The following is a 15,198-nucleotide window of genomic DNA, read 5'->3' as shown; positions in this document are numbered from 1 at the left end:
ATCCATGGCTTCCATACCTTCAGCCATTACGGCGGTGAGGACCGGGTAGCGGTCAGGCAGGCCAACTGGAATGCCGACAAAAGCGCGATGGAGGCGCGCCTCGGCGGCCTGACCATCACCTGGACACCCAACAACGGTCCGCTGGTGACGGCGCCGACCACCTATCCCGGCGCGCGACCGGATGTGCTGGACAACATCCTGGTTCACCCGATCCCCACGGGGCGGAACAGCCAGATCACCACCTATCCCGGACACGATGCCGAGGACATCACCTGGCAGGACGTGATCCTGACGTTCCCGGCGGATTCGGGGGCGCCACCGCTTTATCTGGTGTTTGCCAAGCCGGCGGTTGAAGCGTTGGAAGTCGATGTCTACGGGGCATTCAAGGGAAGACCACGGAATGGACTTCATGTGGATCACATGCCATCACGAGCGGCGATCAAGCGTTTCATCGGGGCCAATATAGCGGACGTTGCTACTAGCGACGATTATTTGAACGGTGTGGCAAGCATTGCGATTCCAGCCAAAGTCCATCAGAGGTTCAGCGAAACTTATGGCGGTCGAAATAGCCGGAGAAAACAGCTATTGGATGCGAGTAATCTTCGCGCTGCAGTGGACAGCAACTTTGAGGCGATAACACCATATTTACTTGAGGACGGCTTTACCGAAGAAGCCCTTGAAAGCGCAAGAGCCATGATGCATCGAATCAACGAAAAACAAGGGTGGTATCAATAAATGAATGCCAAAGAAATCATTAACCTGGTCAGTAGCCTGGGTCGCACCTACAAAGATCTCGTTGCAGCTGGACAGATCCAGGATAGAGCTTTGATCCCTCTATTCAAAGAGGGGGAAAATGAGGACCTAATCTACAAACCGGCGCCAGGCATGGAACTATGGTTCTGGGCGGAGACGACCAGACTGGAAAGAATCGTGATTACTTTAATAGCTCGGACTGAGGGCACTTCCGTCTACTCTGGCGAACTACCGATACCCTTTACGCACAAGATGGACCAAGTAAGTATTCATGAAAAACTTGGCAAGCCAGATCACTCAAAAGGCCCAGCCAAACTTCCGCCTCCTTTTGGCATGACTGGGGGGTGGGATGCGTACCGTCTTGATCAAACCATACACCCCAACGCGGAGGTTGCTATTCAATTTCGTGAAGACAGATCTGCTTCCGGTTTGGCGTTTCGCCTGATCGACAAAGGACACGATTGAACTCAACAGACACTGTGAGACACCAACTGACTTGGTCACACAGGACGCAACCCCATCGCCTGTACGGCGAACTACGCAACTACATGCTGACCCTGCGCGGGGATATCCGATCCTCGGGTGATGCAGACAGAAGCCCCCGGTCGTGAGGTCGGGGGCTTTTTGGGGGCTGACCGGAAATCGCATCAAGGCTGCCAAGTATCTGTCTCAGGCCTTGCAGCGCCCTCCAGATCAAGCGCCGCACCTGTCACGGCAAGCACCCGGCAGCCTTGATGCGGTTCCCGGCAAGCCTTCAAAGATGTGTAGATGCCCATGCAGCGATAGGGCCAAAGCACCACAATGAAAGAAACGGATGGTACTGATGAGCGCTAAAGAGATTGATCGATGGGTTGCAGGGTTAGGGCAAACCTTTCAGGGGCTGGTTGCGGCAGGTGTCAGGATAAATGAATCACTTATTCCATCCCCAAGAGAAGGGGTAGCCGAAGAATTCATATCAAAGCCTGTCCCTGGCATTGAACTTTGGTTTCAAGCAAAAACGATGAAGCTCGAGCGCATCGTCGTCACCTTGAAAGGACGAATGGCGACGGTTCCAGCATATAAAGGAGAACTACCGAATCCTTTTACCCTTGAGATGACCAAACAAACAGTCCGCGCCAAGTTTGGCGAACCCTATCAATCAAAGGGGCCGGTCAAGATGCCTCTGATCGGTTTAACGGGCGGCTGGGATGCCTATCGCCTGCATGACTCCATACACCCTAATGCCGAAGTCGCCATTCAATATCTTGCAGATCAAACAGTATCTGGCTTGTCCTTCTGCCTACTTGATGCTGCGGATGATTGATAAGAGTCGGTCAATCCAACTCACGACAGACAAATCTGCTTCCGGCCTTGCGTTTCGCTTGATCGACAAAGGGCACGATTGAGCTCAACAGACGCTGTGAGACACCAACTGGCGAGCCACGCAACTACATGCTGAACCTGCGCGGGGATTTCTGATCCTTGTCTGATGCAGGCAGAAGCCCCCGGCCGTGAGGTCGGGGGCTTTTTTGGGGGGCTTCACGGGATACAGGGAGTTTGGGGTTGAATGGCGGTGGCGCTGTCGCGAGCTGATCCATTGCAGGCGGCGACACGACCCCCAAGGCCCCACCCGGGTCGATCACCCCGAATTCCGCTCACCCACCAACTTCTCCCGACGCGCCTTGTCGATCGCATGCACCCGGTCGCTGACGTTGAGCTTGGCGAACAGCTTCTTCAGATACCACTTCACGGTCTCCGCCGAGATGTTCAGCGCCAGGGCGATGCGCTTGTTCGGCATGCCCTGCACCAGCAGGTCGAGGATGTCCTGCTCGCGGCCACTGAGGTTGTACTCGGAGTGCTGGCGTACCGGCTGCTCCATGCGTGGCCGCTGAAGGCCGGCAAGGACTTGCGCCAGGTATTCCTCCAGCGCGGAGGAGGGCAGCTCGCCGCTCATTTCCATCAGCATCCGCTGCACTTGCGGCAGCTCGTCGCACAGGCTGCGCAGCATCTGGCAGCGCGCGCTGACTTCCAGCAGTTCCAGCAGCGCTTCGCGCCAACCCGTGTCGTCGAGCTGGTACAGGGCCAGGCAGTGCAGCAAGCGCACCTTCACGCAGTAGTCCAGGCGTACGTCCGGAGTCAGTTCGCGCAGGGGCGCCAGTTCGTCCAGCGCGCATTGCGGCAGGCCCTCGGCCAGGGCAATGCGCGCTCGCGAGAGGATGGCGAGCACCGGCACGTCGAAGTTGCTGCCCATCGCCGACGGGGTCAGCGCCGCGTCGGGCCGCTCCGCCAGGGTGTCCAGCCGGGTCTGCAGGCGCTTGCCGGCCTGAAGGTCGCCGCTGTGCAGGTACAGGCGGATGCGTTCGGCCAGGGCGGCAGCGGTCGTCCGTTGCAGGCCGGTGCTGCGGCCGAACAGTTGCAGGCGCTCCAGCAACTCGCTGGCACCGTCGACGTTGCCCTCCAGGAAGAGCAGGCGCGCGCCGGCCAGCAAGGCGCGCAGGTAGCTCTCGAAGAACACCCGCTCGTTCATCACTTCGATGCGCCCGCTGAGCAGGCTCTTCAGGGCGTCGAGGTCGTTGCTCTCGTAGAGCACTTCGGCGAGGTAGCCGGCGACCACACAGGCGGGCGCCGAGCGTCGGCCGAAACACTCGTCGAGGCGGAACAGCGCTTCGCTCAGGCTGGCGCTGGCACGGCTGAGGTTGCCCTTGAGGAACTGTATCCAGCCGATGAACGACTGCCGGTAGGCATAGGTCAGGCCGCGGGTGGCGCTGGGCGGCGGTTCCGGGTGATGGCTGAGGATATTCGGTACGTCGTCGTAGCGCCCGGCGCTGGCCAGGGCATAGATCAGCGCGTTGCAGGCCACGCCGTTGTGGTAGGGGTCGCCGCTGGGCGGCCAGTGTTCGAGCAGCCCGAGGGCGGACGGGCTGTTGCCGCTGAGGGCGTCGAAGGTGCGCTGGCAGACCTGGTATTCGAAAGCGCTGATGCCACCCTGGACATCGACCGCCTGCTGCAGGTCGCGCAGTTCCTGGTGCGCGCTCTGCAGGTGCAGGCCACCCAGCACCAGGGCCCAGAAGCGCGCCACGCGCAGGTGCCCGCGGCGGGTCAGTTCCGCCGCCGGCACCTTGTCGGTCCAGGCCAGGATGGTGTTGAAGTCGCCCGTGGCGAGCACGGTCATCACGCAGCGGTCGATGAGGTCGTAGGCGCGCTCTTCGCCTTCAGAGGCCAGCGCGTGGTGCACCGCTTCGACCAGGTGACCGCGGCGCTCGAACCACAGGCTGGCGCGGTAGTGGAAGGAGGGCAGGTCGATGGCATTCAGTTCGCTGCGGCACTCACGCAGAAAGGCGGAGAGGTTGGAGCGCTGTCGCGGGTTGTCGCTCTCCAGCCAGTGTCGGGCGCGCTGGTGCAGGTCGCCGAGGCTGGCCACCACGCGTTCGGCCAGGCGCTGGCGCAGGTGTTCGCCGAACAGCGCGTGGAAGCGGTACCACTTCTCGTCGTGGTCCAGCGGCACCAGCAACAGGCCGTCGGCGGCCAGGCCTTCGAGAATGCATTGGGCATTGCGTACGCCCAGCACCTCTTCGCACAGCTCGACGTTGAAGCGATCCAGCACCGACAGGCGCAGCAGCAGGTCCTGGGTTTCCCGCGGGAGAACGCTGAGGGTGTTTTCGAGGATGGTTTCGGCCAGCGGGTAGAGGCCCTTGGACCAGTCGGCGAAGTCCGGGTCCTTGCGCTCGTTGGACAGCACCAGCATCTGGATGCCGGCGATCCAGCCCTCGGTGGCCTCGAACAGGGCGCGGCAGGAGTCGGCGCTGAACGGCTCCTTCATGCGTTCGCCGAGAAACGCCTGGGTCTCGCTTTCGGAGAAGCGCAGGCTGCGCACGTTGAGCTCGTTGCCGCGGCTGCGTTGCCGGGTGCCCTCAAGGCAGGCCGGCAGTTCGGTACGCGAGCTGATCACCAGATGGAAGTTGGCCGGGGCGTACTTCACCACACGCCCGAGCAGTTCGTGCAGGCGTGGATTGTCGATGCTGTGGTAGTCGTCGAGGATCAGGTACAGCTCGTGCTCGAACTCGGCGAGCACGTTGACCAGCACGGTGAGGAAGTTGTCCAGGGTTTCGGGGCGGCCCCGCTCGTAGGTATCGACCAGCTGTCGCGGCACGGGGCATTCGGCCTGGTCAAGCGCGGCGAGCCAGTAGCCGAGGAACTGGTTCTCCTCGTTGTCGGTCTCGTCGAGGTTGATCCAGCCGACCTTGTGACCCTGTTCGATGAGGGTCTTGCGCCATTGCGCGAGCAGGGTGGTCTTGCCGAAGCCGCCGGGCGCGCGCAGCGGTATCAAGGCCTGGAAGGCGACGTTGTTCAGGCGTTCCAGCAGACGCTCGCGCAGCAGCGGGACGTGGTGGTAGCGCGGGGGCAGCAGTTTGGTAATCAACACGGCAATGGCCTGCTTTCTTTTTGTTATACCAGGTGCGTCGAGCGCGCCTGAAACTGTAGCGCAAGCATCGGGGCGGGCCTATAGCCCACCCCGATCGGGACGTCAGTAGCGACGCAGGAAGTGGATGAACAGCAGGCTGTAGATCACGTCGCCGGCCACCAGCGCCGGCAGTTGCCAGGTGATGTGGCCCAGCGCCCAGTGGCTGTAGATGGCCAGCGCCACCAGGGCTTTGCCGATGGCGCCGAGGACGATGTAGGGACGCCCGCGCACGGGATCGAGCGCGGCGTGGAGGTAGGCACCGCCGAACGTGGCGATCAGCACCAGGGCCAGGTCGCGCAGGGCCAGGTTGCTGCCGCTGCTGGGGTCGAGGCCGAGCAGCGGCGCCAGGCGCTCGTCGAAGAACAGCAAGCCGAGTACCACCGCCCAGTTGAACAGGGCGGCGCTACCCATGAGCCAGCGGGCATGGGTGTACATGGAGAGATCCTCTCGCGAGTGGGTGGGGTTCAGGCCAGGGCCTGGCGCAGATCCGCGGTGAACGGTTCGATGTAGTCGAGGAACAGGCGCTCCAGCGGGGTGCCCTCGAACCGCGGCAGGTGCAGGCCGTTCCAGTTGCCCCACAGCGGCATGCCTTCGGCTTGCCCGGTGGCGGCGACGCCGATGCCGAGCAGGGTTTTCATCGGGCCATCGCTGGCCGCGTCGTGGGCCTGTTTCCACTGCTGGTGATCCAGGTAGCGCCGCGCCACCGGGCGTCCGAGCACCCGTTCGCGCACCTCGAGCAGTTCGTCCCAACTGCAGTAAGCGCTGGCCGCCACCGGGCAGACGGCATTGCGCGAGGCCGGGTGGGCCAGCACATGGGGGATGATGCGACCCAGGTCCGTGCCGCTCGACCAGGCCACCTTCTGCGTGCCGTCGCCCATGATGCCGATCGGTTCCAGCATGTAGTACTCGGGCCACAGGCCCGCCGGAATGATGGTGAAGTCCATGCCGGCCAGCTCGATCATGCGGCGGATGAACACCTTCTGCCGGGCGGTGCGGCTGTGCACGGTGCTGGTGGTCTGCTGGGCTTCCCATTCGTAGATGAAGCCGAACTCGGAGGGCACGAAGCGTTCCACGCCGGCCTCGCGCGCGGCGTGCACAAGCGGGTACTGGGCTTCGGTGGCGCTCAGCGGCACGCACGACACCAGGTAGTCGGTGCCGCGCAGGGCGGGAATCAGCGACTCGTTGCTGGCGCAGTCCGCTTCCCGCAGCTCGACGCCGCGGGCCTGCCAGTCCGCCCACTTGCGCTGTTTCGCCGAGGCGGCCTGGGTGATTCCCAGGGAGGATTTCTCCGGCGCTTCGCCCTGGCGCAGCAGCACGCGAACATCGAACAGGTCCTGGGCAAGCAGTTCTTCGACACAAGCCGTTCCGGCGACACCGGTGGCCGAGAATACCGTTACTGTTTTTCTTGTCATGAGGGATTCCTTGGATGGCCGCCGCCCAGGCGAAACTGCCCGGGCGACAGGACGAGGTTAGGGAAAATCCCGGGTGACACGCCCCCTGCGATCGGGGGGCGGATGGGGGGCGCTCAGAATTGCTCGGGGTCCAGCGCATACAGGCTGGCGACGCCGCCGCGCAGGCAGGCGTCCAGACCGTCGATGCGCGGCAGCAGACGCTCGAAGAAGAACTGCGCGGTGGCCAGCTTGGCCGTGTGGAAGGCCGGGTCCTCCGCCTGCCTGGCGCGGGAGGTCGTGGCCATCTTCGACCACAGGTAGGCATAGGCGACGTAACCGAACAGGTGCAGGTATTCCACCGAGGCGGCACCGACCTGACGCGGGTCGGCGGCAGCCTGTCCGGCGACCCAGTGGCTGGTGTCCTGCAGGCGCTGCACGGCGCCGAGCAGTTGCTCGCGGTATTCCACCGCGCTGCTGGCGTAGTCGCGGATCTCGCCGAGAAACGCTTCGAGCGCCGCGCCAGCATCGGCCAGCACCTTGCGCCCGAGCAGGTCGAGGGCCTGGATGCCGTTGGTGCCTTCGTAGATCTGCGCGATGCGCACATCGCGGACCAACTGTTCCTGGCCCCATTCGCGGATATAGCCGTGGCCGCCGAACACCTGCTGGCCATGGATGCAGCTTTCCAGCCCGGTGTCGGTGAAGAACGCCTTGGCCACCGGGGTGAGCAGTGCCACCCGGGCCTGGGCGGCGGCGCGGTCGTGCTCGTCGTCGGCATACCTGGCCTGGTCGAGCCAGGCGCCGAGGTAGGTGGCCAGGGCGCGGCCGCCTTCGGTCAGGGCCTTGATGGTCAGCAGCATGCGCCGCACGTCGGGGTGGTGAATGATCGGGTCGGCGGGTTGGTCCTGCGCCTGCGGACCGCTGGGGGCGCGGCTCTGCAGGCGCTCGCGGGCGTACCGCACCGCGGCCTGGTACGACGCCTCGGCGCAGCCGGTGCCCTGGATGCCGATCGACAGGCGCTCGTAGTTCATCATGGTGAACATCGCCGCCAGGCCCTTGTTCGGCGCGCCGACCAGCCAGCCGACGGCACCGTCGAAGTTCATCACGCAGGTGGCCGAGGCCTTGATGCCCATCTTGTGTTCGATGGAGCCGCAGCTCACTGCGTTGCGCGCGCCGAGGCTGCCGTCGGCGTTCACCAGCACCTTGGGCACCAGGAACAGCGAGATGCCCTTGGGGCCGGCCGGGGCGTCCGGCAGGCGTGCCAGCACCAGGTGGATGATGTTTTCGGTCAGGTCCTGCTCGCCGCCGGTGATGAAGATCTTGCTGCCGCTGACCCGGTAGCTGCCGTCGGCGCGGGGTTCGGCGCGGGTGCGGATCAGGCCCAGGTCGGTGCCGGCGTGGGCCTCGGTGAGGCACATGGAGCCGGCCCAGCGGCCTTCGTACATCGGTGGCAGGTAGGTGGCCTTGAGCGTCTCGCTGGCGTGCGTGTCGATGGCCAGGCAGGCGCCGCTGCTCAGCACGGAATACAGGGTGAAGCTGGCGTTGGCCGCGTAGAGCATTTCCTCGACATGCACGGCGAGCATCTTGGGCATGCCCATGCCGCCGTGCCGCGGGTTGCCGGACAGGCCGACCCAGCCTCCCTCGATGTAGGTGGCATAGGCCTCGCGGAAACCGCTGGGGGTGCTGACGGTGCCTTCGCTCCACTGGGCGCCCTGCTCGTCGCCGCTGCGGTTGAGCGGCGCCAGGACCTGGCTGGCCAGCTTGCCGGCCTCTTCGAGAATGGCCCGGGCCATGCCGGCGTCGGGCTGGCTCTCCAGGCCAGGCAAGGCTGCCCAGGCCGACTCGGCGGCGAAGACGTCTTCGAGCAGGTAGTGGATATCGCGGATGGGCGCTTGGTAGACAGTCATGGTCCGATCTCCTGACGGGGGTGTAGGGGGGCTGTGAGCGCGCGCAGCAGCGCGGCGTGGCGCTGGCTCTCGCTGATGTCCAGGCTGGCCAGCCACAGCGGCAGGTGCTCGAACAGTTCGAGTGCCGGCACACCGTGACGGCCGGGGTTGGCGAAGCCGGCGGCGAGCAGCAGGGCGTCGAGCTTCTGGCCCAGGCGTTGGCGCAGTTGGGTGACCTGCTGGCGCTGTTCGGCGCCGAGGAAGACGGCGTCGCGCAGCGCCAGATGGAAGTACGCCGGCTGGCTCGCGTACAGGGCGAGCAGCTCGCGAGCGATGTCGTCGAGGGTGGCGGCGGGGGATGCCTGGCGCGGGCGGCGGCCGAACAGTCCGAGCAAGGCCATGTAGTGTTCCTCGATGAACTCCAGCAGCAGCTCTTCCTTGCTCGCGCAGTGGTTGTAGATCGAGCCGGCGGTCAGTTCCAGGTGGCGCGCCAGCTCGCGCAGGCTGACCTGGGCGAAGCCGCGCTCGGCGAACAGTTCCAGCGCCCGCGGGCGGTTGCGCTCGAAGCGCGAGCCGGCGGCAGCGGGTAGCGGCAAGGCGGCCAGGCGCGTGGCGGTATTCATGATCTTGCCTCCGGGCAGTACGCGCCGACGGGGCCGGAGCGGCGAGGCCGCGTCGTGGGTTGGCTGACGCCGCCCCGGCCCCGCTCAGACGCGTTCGAGGATGGTGGCGTGGCCTTGCCCGCCGCCGATGCACAGGGTCGCCAGGGCTGGGCGGCCCTGGTTCGTGGACGTGGATGTTGGGTGATCACCGGCCGGGAGCAGGGGAGGTGCTTGTACCGGGAAGCAGGGCCAGCTTATGGGATTGGCGCGCAGGCACCTCCCCCATGGCGGAGTGGACTTCGGGGGGCTGGCGGGTGGAGCGGCGCGCGCTATTCCCGTTCAGGGAACCAGCGCGGCCACGAACTGCGGTGTCGTCCGCCGACCTCCACGCAGGGAATCAGGCGCTCCGTCAGCACCGTGGTCTGGCCCACGGATTTCGCGGTGCGGTACTTGAAGCTGTGGATGCATTCGCGGTCGCCGAACTCGCAGCGGTTCAGCCGCGTGCCGCCGCAGGGCCCGTTGGCCAGGCCCTTGGGGCAGGTCTCGGGACAGACGTACAGGGTGTCTTCCAGCCGGCAACTGCCGCAGGTATCGCAGCCCACCAGCGGCCGTTTCGCCCCGCGCTCCAGCCGGTGCAGCCAGCGCGCACCGGTGGGGGACGACCACAGCGGGCGCCGCACCGCCCAACCGAAGGCGCGGCTCAGCAGGGTGGTACGGCTGAACAACTGCGCGTGAAAGGCGGACAGCAGGTGGTAGCGCAGCTTCTCCCGCGTGCTGGCTTCGACCTGCGACTCGCCCGCTTTCCAGTCCGCCTCCGGTGGATGGAAGCTCACCGCCGGCACGTCGGGCATCCGCCAGCTCTCGGCCCAGGCGCTGGCCCATTCCTGCTCGCTGCGGATCGTGCCGTGGCACTCGTCCAGCGCCTGTTCCAGTGCCAGCAACTGCTCCTGTTCGTGTACCCCGGACAGATTGATCCCGGCATAGCCCATCAGGCGCAGGCCGATGATCTGCAAGGCCAGGCGGCGTGTGGCGCGGGCCTGGGCATGGGCCTTCGACACGGCTTCCTCGGCCGCCAGCAGCACGCGTATCGACGGTGACACGGTGACCCCGGCGACATGTTCGAGCATCTTCGCCCGACCATGGGTCAGGCCCATGATGCACGCCAGCATCGGTCGCGGCGTCGGCTGGTGCCGCATCCAGTCCATGGCCTCGCGGTACTTGGCCATGTCGAAGCCCAGTTGCAGGATGAGAAAATCGGCCCCGGCGGCGAGCTTCTTCTGCGCCTTGAAATACTGCGCGCCGCCTTCCTCCTCGCGGTACTTGAACGGATTCAGCGCGGCGCCCAGCAGCCAGTGCGGACGCGCCTGGCGAACGATGCCGAGGGCCGCCACCGACTCCAGGTAGCGCACCGGGCGCTGCCCCGGTTCATGGCCATGCAGGCGGTCGCCGGTGAGCAGCAGCAACTGTTCGAGACCGAGGGCGTCCATGCGCTGCAGTTGCGCCAGCAGGTCCTGGCGCTCGCGGTCCTTGCCGGAAAAGTGCGGCATCACTGGCACGGGAGAGGAGAGCGCGGTGTACGCGTCCAGTGGCGACAGGTCGAGGTTGCCGCCGACCCGATCGGCGATCCCGGCGAGCAGCGGCCAGCCGCACAGGTGGCCGCGTTGCATCAGCGTCTCGAACGCCGCCAGGCGCTGCGGCTTGGGCACGAACTCCATGACGCAGACGAACTGCTGTTCACGCAAGGCCTGTTTCAACGGATTCATGGGGGGCGCCATCGGCTCAGTTCATCGATTGGCCGATTTTCCGACAGGCCTCTGCCCGTCCCATGTCCAAAAGCGCAGGAGAATGGTTTGAAAGAGACATGAACCGCGTTTGCATCATGAGTGAATCTCTAGATCATCGTTAGGAAAATGAGTTTGTCTCATTAAACCCCGGCCCGGACAATTCCTTCATTCATTTTTCCACCGAGGGAACTGCACATGGCCTTGGCACACAACCTGGGTTTTCCGCGCATCGGACGCGACCGTGAACTGAAGAAAGCCCAGGAAGCCTTCTGGAAAGGCGAGCTGGACGAAGCCGGCCTGCGCGCGGTGGGCCGCGACCTGCGCGCCGCTCACTGGCAGTTGCAGAAGGACGCCGGCATCGAGCTGCTGCCGGTCGGCGACTTCGCCTGGTACGACCAGGTCCTGACCCACTCGCTGACCTTCGGCGTGATCCCCGAGCGCTTCCGTGCCCACGGTGCCAGGCCGACCCTGCAGACCCTGTTCGGCATGGCGCGAGGCGTCTCCGACAGTTGCTGCGGCGGTGCCCATGCCCAGGAAATGACCAAGTGGTTCGACACCAACTACCACTACCTGGTCCCGGAATTCAGCGCCGACCAGCAGTTCGCCCTGAGCTGGGAGCAACTGTTCGAGGAAGTGGACGAAGCCCGGGCCCTGGGCCATGCGGTCAAGCCGGTGCTGATCGGTCCGCTGACCTACCTGTGGCTGGGCAAGGTCAAGGGCGCGCAGTTCGACAAGCTGGACCTGGTCGATCGCCTGCTGCCGCTGTACGACCAGATCTTCAACCGCCTGGCCGCCCAGGGCGTGGAATGGGTGCAGATCGACGAACCGATCCTGGCCCTCGACCTGCCCCAGGACTGGAAGAACGCCTACGAGCGCGTCTACAACATCCTCCAGCGCGCGCCGCTGAAGAAGCTGGTCGCCACCTACTTCGGCGGTCTGGAGGACAACCTCGGCCTGGCCGCCAACCTGCCGGTGGATGGCCTGCACATCGACCTGGTGCGTGCCCCCGAGCAGTACCCGACCATTCTCGACCGTCTGCCGGCCTACAAGGTGTTGTCCCTCGGCGTGGTCAATGGCCGCAACGTCTGGCGCTGCGACCTGGAGAAGGCGCTCGACGTCCTGCGCCACGCCGCCGAACGCCTCGGCGATCGCCTGTGGGTCGCGCCGTCCTGCTCGCTGCTGCACAGCCCGGTCGACCTGGGGCGTGAAGACGCGCTGGATGCCGAGCTGAAGAGCTGGCTGGCCTTCGCCGTGCAGAAATGCGCGGAAGTCGCCCTGCTGACCAAGGCCGTCAACCAGCCGGAAGCCGCCGACGTGCTTGCCGCCGTGGCGCACAGCCGTGCCGTGCAGGCCAGCCGCGCCGCTTCGCCGCGTATCCACAAGCCGGCGGTGCAGGCGCGCCTGGCGGCGATCGAGCCGGCGCACAGCCAGCGTCGCTCGCCGTTCGCGCAGCGCATCGTCAGGCAGCGTGCCGGTCTCGACCTGCCCGCGTTCCCCACCACCACCATCGGTTCGTTCCCGCAGACCTCGGCGATTCGCCTGGCGCGCCAGGCGTTCAAGCAGGGCACGCTGGCCGAGGCCGACTATGTCGACGCCATGCGCAGCGAGATCCGCCACGCCGTGCAGATCCAGGAACATCTGGGCCTGGACGTGCTGGTGCATGGTGAAGCCGAGCGCAACGACATGGTCGAGTACTTCGCCGAGCAGCTGGACGGCTACGTCTTCACCCGCTTCGGCTGGGTGCAGAGCTACGGCTCGCGCTGCGTCAAGCCGGCGGTGATCGTTGGCGACCTGAGCCGTCCCAAGGCCATGACCGTGGAGTGGATCCGCTACGCCCAGGGCCTCACCGACAAGGTCATGAAAGGCATGCTGACCGGCCCGGTGACCCTGCTGATGTGGTCGTTCCCGCGTGAAGACGTGAGCCGCGAAGTGCAGGCGCGGCAGCTGGCCCTGGCGATTCGCGACGAAGTGCTCGACCTGGAAGCCGCCGGGATCAGGATCGTGCAGATCGACGAAGCCGCGTTCCGCGAAGGCCTGCCGCTGCGCCGCGGTGCCTGGACGCATTACCTGGACTGGGCGACCGAAGCCTTCCGCCTGTGCGCCAGTGGCGTGCGTGACGAAACCCAGATCCACACCCACATGTGCTACAGCGAGTTCAACGACGTGATCGACTCGATCGCGGCCATGGACGCCGACGTCATCACCATCGAGACCTCGCGCTCGGACATGGAGTTGCTGGAGGCGTTCGAGAAGTTCGACTACCCGAACGAGATCGGCCCGGGCGTGTACGACATCCATTCGCCACGGGTACCGGACAAGGACGAGATGGTCCAGCTGCTGCGCAAGGCAGCGAAGCGGATTCCCGCCGCGCGCCTGTGGGTCAACCCGGACTGCGGCCTGAAGACCCGCGCCTGGCCGGAGACCGAGGCGGCCCTGGTGAACATGGTGGCCGCGGCGCGGGAACTGCGGGGGGATGCCGCGCTGGTCTGAGTGATGCGGTGATGCGGAAGAACGGGACGCGGTGCGTCCCGTTCTGTGTTTCAACGCGGGCAGCGGCGAGGGTCAGCACCTGGCAGCTTCGATGCAATTTCCCGCCAAGCCTCCCGAGAGGTGCAGATACCGCCTGCTCCCGGTCGATCTGCTGCCGATCTTTTTGTATCGCCTGATATGCAAAATATTTAGGCCTTTGCAATTTTTTATTCTTTCCTCTTCTACCTGCCCTTCATGCAGAGTCCGTCCTCCAGTGGTGAATTTCCATCCTTTCTCAACGGCAAGGCTGAATGGCCGTTTTTCGCATGGAGCACGCAATGAGTGTGAGTCAGAACCAGCACTTCGGTCTGATCGGGCAGATGTTCAAGAGCGATTACAGCTGGTTGTGCGCGCGGGTGAACCGCGCAATGAATTGCCCCCAGGGAGCCCAGGACATTGCGTCGGAAACGTTCTTGCGCGTATTGGCGTTGCCGGACCCGTCGGCGATTCGTGAACCGCGGGCGTTGCTGACGACCATTGCGCGGCGGTTGATGTATGAGGGGTGGCGTCGACAGGATCTGGAGCGGGCGTACAGGGAGACGTTGAGCCAGGCGCCACAGTTGGTGCATCCGTCGCCGGAGGAGCGCCTGGTGCTGATCGAAACGCTGCTGGAGGTCGATCGCTTGCTCAACGGGCTGTCGGCCAAGGCCAAGGCGGCGTTCCTGTATCACCAACTGGACGGGTTGACCTATGCGCAGATCGGCGAGCGCCTGCAGGTCTCGGTGAGTCGGGTACAGCAGTACATGGCGGATGCCTTCAAGCGCTGTTATCTGGCGATGGTGCAACCATGAGCCGCGGGGCGCCGGATGAGGTGATGATCGACGAGGCGGCGCAGTGGATGGCGTTGTTGCAGTCGGGGCGCGCCAGTGCGCAGGAGCAGGTGGCGTTTCGGCGCTGGCGCGAGTCGGACCCACGGCGAGAGGAGATTTTCCAACGCATGGGCGCGGGCCTGGCAGTGCTGGGCAACGAGGACTTGCGGCGCATGCCCAGGGACAGTTTGCTGCACACCTTGAATGCGCCGTCGGGGCGGCGGCACTTTTTACGCAATAGCCTGGCGCTGGCCGGCTTTGCGTCGCTGGTGGGGCTGGCCACGCGGTTGTCGGATGCCTGGACGCCGGCGGGTATGCTGGCGACCGGGACCGGTGAGCGTTTGAGCGTGACGCTGGATGACGGCAGCGCCTTGTCGCTGGCGGCGCGCAGCCGGGTGGTGCCGTTTTTCGATCGTCAGCAGCGGCTGTTGAAATTGCTCGATGGGCAATTGCTGGTGGATGTGGCCAAGGACAGCGTCCGGCCGTTCATCGTCGAAACCGCTGACGGCCGCATGCGCGCGTTGGGCACGCGTTTCCTGGTGCAGCAGCAGCCGGATCGGACGCAGATCACCATGCTCCATTCCCAGGTGGAGATCACCACCCGCGACGGCACCAGGCACGTCATCCAGGCCGGTCAGCAGGCTACGTTCAATGCCCAGGGCGTGCTGTCGCTGCAGGCTGCGACGGGCCATGAGGCCGCCTGGACCCAAGCGCTGCTGGAAGTGCGCGACCGGCCCCTGGGGGAGGTGGTCGAGGTACTGCGTGACTACCGGCGCGGCATCATTCGCGTCAGTCCGGAGGCGGCGCGTCTGCGTTTGAGTGGCGTTTTCCCGCTGGACGACACCGGCAGCGCCCTGCAACTGCTCGCCGAATCCTTGCCGGTGCGGATCGACTATCACAGTGCGTATTGGGTCGGCATCGACCTGCGCTGACAACTCCCTGCACGGCGCTCTATAAAAATCCCGTGGTTGTTGCACAACCTTGGAGCAGGCGAGCCTTCGCCCAC

General features: G+C 65.1%; 12 protein-coding genes. 6 read left to right on the top strand and 6 right to left on the bottom strand.

From position 1 onward, the window contains the following. The 3 genes from CHB99_RS24350 to CHB99_RS24340 all read left to right on the top strand — a co-directional run. On the top strand, positions 1-735 hold a 735-nt coding region (locus CHB99_RS24350), incomplete at its 5' end, for an S-type pyocin domain-containing protein (RefSeq protein ID WP_170946410.1). Next, positions 736-1,218, top strand: coding sequence for a DUF6392 family protein (locus CHB99_RS24345; RefSeq protein WP_042128712.1), 483 nt, complete (start codon positions 736-738; stop codon positions 1,216-1,218). It begins immediately after the preceding gene. Between the two features lie 358 nt (positions 1,219-1,576). After that, positions 1,577-2,056: a DUF6392 family protein gene (locus tag CHB99_RS24340; RefSeq protein ID WP_084702922.1), complete on the top strand. Its 480-nt coding sequence runs from the start codon at positions 1,577-1,579 to the stop codon at positions 2,054-2,056. A gap of 315 nt (positions 2,057-2,371) precedes the next feature. Here the strand turns inward: CHB99_RS24340 and CHB99_RS24335 are convergent, their stop codons facing one another. From CHB99_RS24335 to CHB99_RS24310, 6 genes are all read right to left on the bottom strand, one after another. Further along, a complete protein-coding gene (locus CHB99_RS24335; RefSeq protein WP_141137332.1) occupies positions 2,372-5,155 on the bottom strand; it encodes a winged helix-turn-helix domain-containing protein in 2,784 nt (927 codons plus the stop codon). A 102-nt stretch (positions 5,156-5,257) separates the two neighbouring features. Further along, positions 5,258-5,629, bottom strand: a complete 372-nt coding sequence (locus tag CHB99_RS24330; protein ID WP_042128718.1) for a hypothetical protein — start codon at positions 5,627-5,629, stop codon at positions 5,258-5,260. 29 nt (positions 5,630-5,658) lie between these two features. Then, positions 5,659-6,606 carry an NmrA family NAD(P)-binding protein gene (locus tag CHB99_RS24325; RefSeq protein ID WP_042128720.1) on the bottom strand — a complete coding sequence of 316 codons (948 nt, stop codon included), beginning with the start codon at positions 6,604-6,606 and terminating at the stop codon, positions 5,659-5,661. Positions 6,607-6,719: 113 nt separating this feature from the next. Next, positions 6,720-8,489 carry an acyl-CoA dehydrogenase C-terminal domain-containing protein gene (locus CHB99_RS24320; RefSeq protein WP_042128722.1) on the bottom strand — a complete coding sequence of 590 codons (1,770 nt, stop codon included), beginning with the start codon at positions 8,487-8,489 and terminating at the stop codon, positions 6,720-6,722. Further along, on the bottom strand, positions 8,486-9,091 hold the full coding sequence (locus CHB99_RS24315) for a TetR/AcrR family transcriptional regulator (protein WP_042128724.1): 606 nt from the start codon (positions 9,089-9,091) through the stop codon (positions 8,486-8,488). Before CHB99_RS24315 ends, CHB99_RS24320 begins: the two co-directional genes overlap by 4 nt. A 308-nt stretch (positions 9,092-9,399) precedes the next feature. After that, a complete protein-coding gene (locus tag CHB99_RS24310) occupies positions 9,400-10,833 on the bottom strand; it encodes a methylenetetrahydrofolate reductase C-terminal domain-containing protein (RefSeq protein ID WP_042128726.1) in 1,434 nt (477 codons plus the stop codon). A gap of 216 nt (positions 10,834-11,049) precedes the next feature. Here CHB99_RS24310 and metE point away from each other — a divergent pair, with 216 nt between their 5' ends. The 3 genes from metE (at position 11,050) to CHB99_RS24295 (ending at position 15,124) form a co-directional block, all read left to right on the top strand. Then, on the top strand, positions 11,050-13,344 hold the full coding sequence (metE, locus tag CHB99_RS24305) for a 5-methyltetrahydropteroyltriglutamate--homocysteine S-methyltransferase (RefSeq protein WP_042128728.1): 2,295 nt from the start codon (positions 11,050-11,052) through the stop codon (positions 13,342-13,344). Between the two features lie 317 nt (positions 13,345-13,661). After that, a complete protein-coding gene (locus CHB99_RS24300; protein WP_042128730.1) occupies positions 13,662-14,174 on the top strand; it encodes a sigma-70 family RNA polymerase sigma factor in 513 nt (170 codons plus the stop codon). Then, positions 14,171-15,124, top strand: coding sequence for a FecR domain-containing protein (locus CHB99_RS24295; protein WP_042128732.1), 954 nt, complete (start codon positions 14,171-14,173; stop codon positions 15,122-15,124). Before CHB99_RS24300 ends, CHB99_RS24295 begins: the two co-directional genes overlap by 4 nt. The last annotated feature ends 74 nt before the right edge of the window (positions 15,125-15,198 follow it).

The organism is Pseudomonas japonica (genome assembly GCF_900188455.1).
Lineage (GTDB): Bacteria > Pseudomonadota > Gammaproteobacteria > Pseudomonadales > Pseudomonadaceae > Aquipseudomonas > Aquipseudomonas japonica.
The sequence above is the reverse complement of the archived record's forward strand: the minus strand, read 5'-3'. Positions and strand labels throughout refer to the sequence as shown.

Bases quoted from the DNA above. Each gene is read 5' to 3' on its own strand.
- CHB99_RS24330 (WP_042128718.1), bottom strand. From the start codon at position 5,629: ATGTACACCCATGCCCGCTGGCTCATGGGTAGCGCCGCCCTGTTCAAC.
- CHB99_RS24340 (WP_084702922.1), top strand. From the start codon at position 1,577: ATGAGCGCTAAAGAGATTGATCGATGGGTTGCAGGGTTAGGGCAAACC.
- CHB99_RS24325 (WP_042128720.1), bottom strand. From the start codon at position 6,606: ATGACAAGAAAAACAGTAACGGTATTCTCGGCCACCGGTGTCGCCGGA.
- metE (WP_042128728.1), top strand. From the start codon at position 11,050: ATGGCCTTGGCACACAACCTGGGTTTTCCGCGCATCGGACGCGACCGT.
- CHB99_RS24295 (WP_042128732.1), top strand. From the start codon at position 14,171: ATGAGCCGCGGGGCGCCGGATGAGGTGATGATCGACGAGGCGGCGCAG.
- CHB99_RS24320 (WP_042128722.1), bottom strand. From the start codon at position 8,489: ATGACTGTCTACCAAGCGCCCATCCGCGATATCCACTACCTGCTCGAA.
- CHB99_RS24300 (WP_042128730.1), top strand. From the start codon at position 13,662: ATGAGTGTGAGTCAGAACCAGCACTTCGGTCTGATCGGGCAGATGTTC.
- CHB99_RS24315 (WP_042128724.1), bottom strand. From the start codon at position 9,091: ATGAATACCGCCACGCGCCTGGCCGCCTTGCCGCTACCCGCTGCCGCC.
- CHB99_RS24310 (WP_042128726.1), bottom strand. From the start codon at position 10,833: ATGAATCCGTTGAAACAGGCCTTGCGTGAACAGCAGTTCGTCTGCGTC.
- CHB99_RS24345 (WP_042128712.1), top strand. From the start codon at position 736: ATGAATGCCAAAGAAATCATTAACCTGGTCAGTAGCCTGGGTCGCACC.